Here is a 6,871-nt window from a genome sequence, read left to right on the forward strand (position 1 = left end):
TGGGTCACGCCACCCGGAACACCGGCCCGCGGGCCACGAACGGCAGCCGCGCACCCCGCGGCACCAGGAACGCGTGCTCCCGGCGCGGCCGGACGTGGTCGCACTGCGCGTCGGTGATGAGCAGGATCGGCCCGTCGGCCGGGAAGTCGGCCGCCCGCTGCAGCAGGTCGACGCCGGGTTGCAGAACCGTCCCGCCCCGCCCGCGCACCTTGACGCGGCCCGCGATGTCCTCCACCGCCAGGTACCCGGCGTCGTAGGCGACGGCGTCGCAGAACACCACGCGGGCCGCCGGGACGTCGCGGGCCAGCGCGTACGACGCGATCGCGCCGAGCGCCTTGCCCAGCAGCTCGGCGTTCATCGACCCCGAGGTGTCCAGCACCACGCCGAAGGTGACGCGCCGGTCGAGGCGTTCCGGGCGGACGCGGCCCGGCCGCGGGATGTCCGGCGTCGCCGACTGGCGGCGTGACGCCCGCGCGTAGCTGCGCACCGGGAGCTCCGCACGGACGTGCTCGTCGAACCAGCGCGCGAGCTGGGCATCCCACGGCAGCGGCGGGTGATCCAGGGCCCGGATCTCCTGCTCCAGCCCGGCCGGCAGGAGCCCGCGGCCCTGGGCGTGGTGGTACTCGAGCCCCTGGGTGAGCGCCCGGCGGTAGAACTCGTCGAGGTCGACACCGCCGGCGCGGTCATCCCACGGCACCGGCCGCGCGCCCCGCCGGGACGACCGGCGCTGCGCCGCCTCCGGCTCGGACAGCCAGCCGCCCAGCACGTCCCCGGCCTCGCGCGAGCCCAGGGTCAGGAGCTTGCGGGCCCGGCGGAGGTCGGTGGTCAGCGTGTCGTACACCGACTCGGCCGACATCCCGGCGAGCTGCCGGTCGTGCAGGCTGCCGTCGGGCAGCTCGCCGACGCCCATGGCGACCAGCCAGCCGTTGATCACGTAGTCGCAGGCGACGTTCCACAGGTACGGCTCGCGGCCCAGGGCCCGCCGGTCGTGCCGCAGCGCGGCGTGCAGCATCTCGTGGGCCAGGACGAACCGCCACTCCTCGGCGGTCAGTGCAGCGGCGGGGTTGACGTAGATCTCGCCGTGCTCGGCGTCGACCGCGGCCAGGGAGATGTCCCAGGCGCGGACGACCTCGGCGTCGGCGACCAGGGTGAACCCGGCCGCGACCGCGCCGAGCAGCGGGAACGAAGAGACGAACCAGGACAGCGCGCGGTCCCACTCCCCCATCGCGCGCCGATGGCGGGTCTGGCCGCGCGCGTCGGCGGCGTGTTCCATGGCTTCGGTCGCCGAGGCGATCAGCCCGCGGGCGAACCTCTCGGTCCACGGCTCCGGCTTCCCGTGGTACTGCAGCTGCCAGCGGGACATCGGCTCCGCGAGCGCCAGGCACGGCCGGCCGGTGCCCAGATCGGCGAACGGCGCCGGAACGCCCGTTCGCCGCCAGGCCCGGGTCAGGGCCTGCTCCTCGGTGCTCGGGAGTTCGGGCAGGTACAGCACCGGTGTCCCGACGTGGACGGCCTCGGCGAACCGGTGCACGGCGACGCAGCACGCGGCGGCGTAGACCGGGTCGACCGCACGGTCCGGGGTGACCGCTTCCGCCTCGGTGAGCCGGTCCTCGTCGAGGTGGCCGAGGCCGAGGTGCAGCAGCAGGTGCGCGAACACCCAGGCCCACTCGGCGGGCTCGGCGTCACGGGCGCGGTTCGCCGTGACCGCCCCGCGATCGGTGACCACGGCCCAGCCACCGGTGCTGTCCGAGCTGAGGCTCGCGCCGCGGGCGAGGTGCTCGAGGACGGTGTGCGAGCGCGCCTGGGCCCAGCCGTCGAAGATCGCCTTGTTCCGGCGCTCGCGGCGCTTGGCTTCGGCGCGGGCGTTGCTCACGCTCGCGCCGCCACCAGCCGCGGCAGGTCACGGGCCGCTTCGACCAGGAACCACGACGGCAGCCGCGGGTTCCCGGCTTCGTCGTCGGCGATGACCAGCTGCGCCATCTCCAGGGAGATTTCGGCCAGCTCCACGAGCAGGCTCTTCGCCCGGAAGGCGAACTGGCGCACGGCCGCCGACGCGTGCCGCTTGTCCGCGGGCAGGTCCTTGACCAGCCGCGCGCGGAACGTCTCGGCCAGGAAGTAGAGCAGGTCGCGGTCACCCGGCCCGGCGGGCCGGCGCGCGTCGCCCTTGAGGATCGCCTCCAGGCCGAACGCGTGGCGCGCCACCTTGAGGTACGCGCGGAAGGCGCCCGCGTGCTGGGGCGTGAGGGTGGCGTACGCCAGCAGCGCGATCGTCTCGTCGTCGGCCGGGTCGCCGGCGGAGTGCAGGAGGTCCGAGAGCATGTGCCAGGACCGCGGCGTCGAGAACGGCTCCTCGGTCTTCGGCGGCGCGCTCCAGAGGTGGTCCGGGCGCTGGGTGAGGTACTCGATCACCCACGGGTGGATGCCGTGGCCCGCCGCCCACGCGAGCCAGTCGCCCGGCGCGGCGCGCAGGTGGACGTGCACCAGGCGGTTGACCAGGGCCGAGGCCATCGGCCGCGCGAGGGCCTGGTCGGTGGCCCGGTTGCCGGCGCCGATGACGACCGAGCCCGGCGGCAGCTCGTACGAGCCGATGCGGCGGTCGAGGATGAGCGAGTAGAACGCCTTCTGCACGTCGGGCGCGGCGGCGTTCAGCTCGTCGAGGAACAGGCAGTACGGCTCGTCGCGGGCGATCTGCTCGGGCGGGCAGAACCGGCTGCGGCCGTCGGCGATCTGCGGGACGCCGATGAGGTCTTCGGGCGCGAGCTGGGTGCCCAGCAGCGAAACGCAGTCCAGCCCCAGCGACGCCGCGAAGTCCCGCACCAGCGAGGACTTCCCGATCCCGGGCGCACCCCAGAGGAACACCGGCCGGACGACGGCGACGGTGAGCAGGAGCTCGGGCAGCCGGGCGGGCGTGACCGTGAGCTGGGCGTGCAAGCGTGGACCTCCTGCGTCAGGACATCCCTTGCGACGCCCCGTTCGCCACGCCCATGGTCGCGCACCGCCCGGCCGCCCGCACCTGGTTTTAGCTCGCGCGCCCCGCGGACGGGTACGGCAGCAGGGCCATCTCGCGCGCGTTCTTGATCGCCGTGGCGACCTGTTTCTGTTGCTGCGGCGTCAATCCGGTGACCCGGCGGGCGCGGATCTTGCCGCGGTCGGAGACGAACTTCCGCAGCAGGTCGGCGTCCTTCCAGTCGACGTGGGTGATCTTGTTGGCGCGCAACAGGTTCACCTTGCGCTTGGCCGGGCGGTCGCGGTGCGGCTTCGGCATGCGGCTCACCAGCTCGACTTCGCGACGCCGGGCAGCTCGCCGCGGTGCGCGGCCTGCCGCATCTTCACCCGCGATAGCCCAAACTTCCGCAGGTAGCCGCGCGGGCGGCCGTCCGCGACGTCGCGGTTGCGGATCCGCGTCGGGCTCGCGTCGCGCGGCAGCTTCTGCAGCGCGACCACCGCGTCCGCCTTCTCCTCCGGCGGCGACGCCGGCGAGGCGATGACGGCCTTGAGCGCGCGGCGGCGCTCGGCGAACCGGGCGGCGATCACCTTCCGCTGCTCGTTCTTCGCGATCTTCGACTTCTTGGCCATCAGCGCTCTTCCTTGAACTCGACGTGCTTGCGCGCCACGGGGTCGTACTTGCGCAGGACCATCCGGTCCGGATCGTTCCGGCGGTTCTTCTTCGTCACGTACGTGTAGCCGGTGCCCGCGGTGGACCGCAGCTTGATGATCGGCCGGATGTCGGTGCTCTTCGCCATTACAGCTTCACCCCCTTCGCTTTCAGCTCGGCGACGACGGCCTCGATGCCGCGCTTGTCGATGGTCTTCATGCCCTTCACGGACACGCGCAGCCGCACCCAGCGGCCTTCACTGGGCACGAAGTAGCGACGGCTCTGCAGGTTCGGCTCCCACCGCCGGGACGTGCGGCGGTGGGAGTGCGAGACCTGCTTGCCGTAGCCCGGCTTGCGGCCGGTGACCTGGCACACGGCGGACAAGAGACCCTCCCGAGTTGATAGTGGTTATCATTGTCATCTACTCTACGCACCGTACCCCGCCCGTATTCCTGGAGCCGTAGTGACCCCCAAGCAGACCCGTCACCCCCGAGTCCCGCTCGTCCTCGTGAGCGGCCTCGCCGCGGGCCCGAACGCCGAACTGGCGGAGCTGCTGCGCGCCGCCGGGCCCGGCACCGCCGTCGTCCACCACGACCTGCGCGAAATCCACTCCGGCGTCGTCCGCCGCCGGCTGCGGCTCGGCGAGCGCGACGAGCTGACCGTGCTCGAACTGGCCCACGGCTGCGTGTCCTGCACCATGCGCGAGGACCTGCTGCCGCTGCTGCGGCGGCTGGCCCGGCGCCCGGAGGTGACCCGGATCGTCGTCCGGCTCGACGAGGCCATGGAGCCGGAGCCGGTGAGCTGGGCGATCCGGAACGTCCTGGTCGGCGACCACCCGGTGCGCGACGACGTCGACCTGCGGGCCGTCCTCACCGTCGTCGACTGCGCGACCTGGCTGGCCGACGCCACCGGCGACGACGAGCTGGCCGACCGGAACCTGCAGGGCAGCCCCGAAGACGAGCGGACCGTCGCCCAGGTGGCGCTGTCCCAGGTCGAGTTCGCCGACGTCGTCGTGCTGGCCGGCGCGGCCACCGACGCGTGGAGCGCCGCGAAGGCGTCCGCGGTGCTCGACCGGGTGGCGCCGTCGATCCCGCGGGTCGAACTGGCCCGCACCGACGGCCACCGCGTGCTCGACGCGGTTCCGGCGGACGCCCGGCGCGGCGAGGTCACCGACATGCACGGCGCGCTGCTGCGCGGCGAGCCGCCGCTGCACCCCGACTGCGGCATCGCCCTGCTCACCTTCACCGCGCGGCGGCCGTTCCACCCGGAGCGGCTGCACGACGCGCTCGACGTGCTCCTCGACGGCGTCGTCCGCACCCGCGGGCGCGCCTGGGTGGCCAGCCAGCCCGACGTGGCGTTCTGGATCGAGTCGGCGGGCGGCGGGCTGGGCCTCGGCCACGCCGGGCCGTGGCTGGCGTCCCCGGACGGTCCGGAGTGGACGGACGTCTCCCCCGAGCGCCGCACGCTGGCGTCCCTGCGCTGGGACCCGGTGCACGGCGACCGGGCGCAGGAACTGGTGGTCGTCACCGACCAGGCGACGCCGGACGAGGTCGAGGCCGCGTTGCGCGGCGCGCTGCTCACCGACGCCGAACTCGCCGAGGGCCCCGAAGCCTGGCTGCGCTACCCCGACCCGTTCGGGGACTGGCACGAGGAACCGTGCGAGGACACCGAAGCCGACCCGGCGCGGCACGACGCGACCGCGGCCAACCGAAAGGAAGACCAGTGAAACCCGGGATCCACCCCGACTACCACCCGGTGGTGTTCAAGGACTCGTCGACCGGCGATGCGTTCCTGACCCGCTCCACCGTCACCTCCGAGCGGACGATCGAGTGGTCCGACGGCCGCACCTACCCGCTGGTCATGGTCGACATCAGCGCGTGGTCGCACCCGTTCTGGACCGGCACCCAGCGGATCATGGACAGCGCCGGCCAGGTCGAGAAGTTCCACCGCCGCTACGGGAAGCGAGGCACCCGCTGATGGCCGTCCCCAAGCGCAAGACGTCCCGCAGCAACACGCGGTCGCGGCGGTCGCAGTGGAAGGCCGCCGTGCCCGACCTGGTGCCGATCAAGGTGGACGGCAAGGTGCAGCTGGTCCCCCGCCGGCTGATGAAGCACTTCCACGCGCGGTGAGCGTTCCGGTCACCGTGCTGTCCGGCTTCCTCGGCGCGGGCAAGACGACGCTGCTCAACCACATCCTCGCCAACCGGTCCGGGGTGCGGGTCGCGGTGATCGTCAACGACATGAGCGAGGTCAACATCGACGCCGCGCTGGTCCGATCGCAGGAGCGGCTGGTCGAACTGACCAACGGGTGCATCTGCTGCACCCTGCGGGAGGACCTCCTCGAAGAGGTCGCGGCGCTGTGCGCGGACGACCGCTTCGACCACGTGCTCATCGAGTCGAGCGGGATCTCCGAGCCGATGCCGGTGGCCGCGACGTTCACCTTCCTCGAGCGGGTGGCCCACCTCGACACGATGGTGACCGTGGTGGACGCGGCCGGCTTCGCCCGCGAGCTGGCGGCCGGCGACTCCCTGGTCGAGCGCCGGCTCGACCAGTACGAGAACGACGAGCGGACGGTCAGCGACCTGCTGGTGGACCAGGTCGAGTTCGCCGACGTGCTCGTGCTGAACAAGACGGACCTGGCCACCGACGTCGACCGGCTCGTGGCGACGCTGCGGCGGCTCAACCCGGCCGCCGACGTCGTCACGGGCAGCTTCGGGAAGGTGCCGCTGGAGCGGGTCTTCGGGACCGGGAGGTACGACGCCGTCCGGGCTCAGGAGGCACCGGGCTGGGTGGCCGAGCTGAACGGCGACCACGTCCCGGAGACCGAGGAGTACGGCATCTCCAGCGTGGTGTTCCGCGCTTCCCGGCCGTTCGACCCGGCCCGGCTGTGGGATTTCGTCACCCGGCGGCTGGATTCCGGCGAATTCGGGACGGTGCTGCGGTCGAAGGGGTTCTTCGCGCTGGCCTCCCGGCCCGGGGTGCTCGGGCTGTGGTCGCAGGCGGGCACGGTGGCGCGCTTCGAACCCCAGGGCGTGGCCGTCGAACCCCGGCAGGAGCTGGTGTTCATCGGTGTCGACCTGGCAGGGGAGGCTCTGCTGGGGGCACTGCGGGACTGCCTCGGGGAGGTCGCCACGGGACCGGACCCGTTCCCGGAGTGGGACCCGGTCCACGTCCATTCCGCGTAGGTGGTCTGCCGCGGCTTGTCGTGAGTGGTAAGGCGGGTTCTAACCCGCCTTACCACTCACGACCGGGTCAGGGGGCGTCGTAGTGGTCCTCG

At 72.9% G+C, this 6,871-nt stretch carries 10 protein-coding genes; 4 read left to right on the forward strand and 6 right to left on the reverse strand.

All coding sequences use genetic code 11. The features are described 5' to 3' along the window. Window positions 1-4: 4 nt before the first annotated feature. The 6 genes from Q5425_RS10460 to rpmB all read right to left on the reverse strand — a co-directional run bounded on the left by Q5425_RS10460 (window position 5) and on the right by rpmB (window position 3,979). Window positions 5-1,873: a DUF2201 family putative metallopeptidase gene (locus Q5425_RS10460; protein ID WP_308671916.1), complete on the reverse strand. Its 1,869-nt coding sequence runs from the start codon at window positions 1,871-1,873 to the stop codon at window positions 5-7. Beyond that, entirely contained in the window at window positions 1,870-2,931 is a 1,062-nt protein-coding gene (locus tag Q5425_RS10465) for a MoxR family ATPase (protein WP_308671917.1), read from the reverse strand. Before Q5425_RS10465 ends, Q5425_RS10460 begins: the two co-directional genes overlap by 4 nt. Before the next feature lie 88 nt (window positions 2,932-3,019). Continuing rightward, window positions 3,020-3,274, reverse strand: coding sequence for a 30S ribosomal protein S18 (rpsR, locus tag Q5425_RS10470; RefSeq protein ID WP_308671918.1), 255 nt, complete (start codon window positions 3,272-3,274; stop codon window positions 3,020-3,022). Then, window positions 3,271-3,576 (reverse strand): 30S ribosomal protein S14, encoded by a 306-nt coding sequence (gene rpsN, locus Q5425_RS10475; protein WP_308671919.1) that lies wholly within the window; start codon window positions 3,574-3,576, stop codon window positions 3,271-3,273. Before rpsN ends, rpsR begins: the two co-directional genes overlap by 4 nt. After that, a complete protein-coding gene (gene rpmG / locus Q5425_RS10480; RefSeq protein ID WP_005149953.1) occupies window positions 3,576-3,743 on the reverse strand; it encodes a 50S ribosomal protein L33 in 168 nt (55 codons plus the stop codon). The genes rpsN and rpmG overlap by 1 nt, the downstream gene beginning before the upstream one ends. Next, complete coding sequence (rpmB, locus tag Q5425_RS10485) at window positions 3,743-3,979, reverse strand: 50S ribosomal protein L28 (RefSeq protein WP_308671920.1); 237 nt, start codon at window positions 3,977-3,979, stop codon at window positions 3,743-3,745. Before rpmB ends, rpmG begins: the two co-directional genes overlap by 1 nt. A 79-nt stretch (window positions 3,980-4,058) precedes the next feature. Here rpmB and mrf point away from each other — a divergent pair, with 79 nt between their 5' ends. Genes mrf through Q5425_RS10505 form a run of 4 tightly spaced genes read left to right on the forward strand, consistent with a single transcriptional unit; the run spans window position 4,059 to window position 6,779 of the window. After that, window positions 4,059-5,321 carry a ribosome hibernation factor-recruiting GTPase MRF gene (gene mrf / locus Q5425_RS10490; protein ID WP_308671921.1) on the forward strand — a complete coding sequence of 421 codons (1,263 nt, stop codon included), beginning with the start codon at window positions 4,059-4,061 and terminating at the stop codon, window positions 5,319-5,321. Next, the gene (locus tag Q5425_RS10495) at window positions 5,318-5,572 is read left to right on the forward strand and encodes a type B 50S ribosomal protein L31 (RefSeq protein ID WP_308671922.1); all 255 of its coding nucleotides are present in this window, start codon (window positions 5,318-5,320) and stop codon (window positions 5,570-5,572) included. Before mrf ends, Q5425_RS10495 begins: the two co-directional genes overlap by 4 nt. After that, a complete protein-coding gene (rpmF, locus tag Q5425_RS10500) occupies window positions 5,572-5,724 on the forward strand; it encodes a 50S ribosomal protein L32 (RefSeq protein ID WP_308671923.1) in 153 nt (50 codons plus the stop codon). The genes Q5425_RS10495 and rpmF overlap by 1 nt, the downstream gene beginning before the upstream one ends. After that, the gene (locus tag Q5425_RS10505; protein ID WP_308671924.1) at window positions 5,721-6,779 is read left to right on the forward strand and encodes a GTP-binding protein; all 1,059 of its coding nucleotides are present in this window, start codon (window positions 5,721-5,723) and stop codon (window positions 6,777-6,779) included. The genes rpmF and Q5425_RS10505 overlap by 4 nt, the downstream gene beginning before the upstream one ends. Window positions 6,780-6,871: the final 92 nt, after the last annotated feature.

It is taken from the genome of Amycolatopsis sp. A133 (assembly GCF_031082405.1).
Taxonomy (GTDB): domain Bacteria; phylum Actinomycetota; class Actinomycetes; order Mycobacteriales; family Pseudonocardiaceae; genus Amycolatopsis.

Bases quoted from the DNA above. Each gene is read 5' to 3' on its own strand.
- rpsN (WP_308671919.1), bottom strand. From the start codon at position 3,576: ATGGCCAAGAAGTCGAAGATCGCGAAGAACGAGCAGCGGAAGGTGATC.
- rpmG (WP_005149953.1), bottom strand. From the start codon at position 3,743: ATGGCGAAGAGCACCGACATCCGGCCGATCATCAAGCTGCGGTCCACC.
- rpmF (WP_308671923.1), top strand. From the start codon at position 5,572: ATGGCCGTCCCCAAGCGCAAGACGTCCCGCAGCAACACGCGGTCGCGG.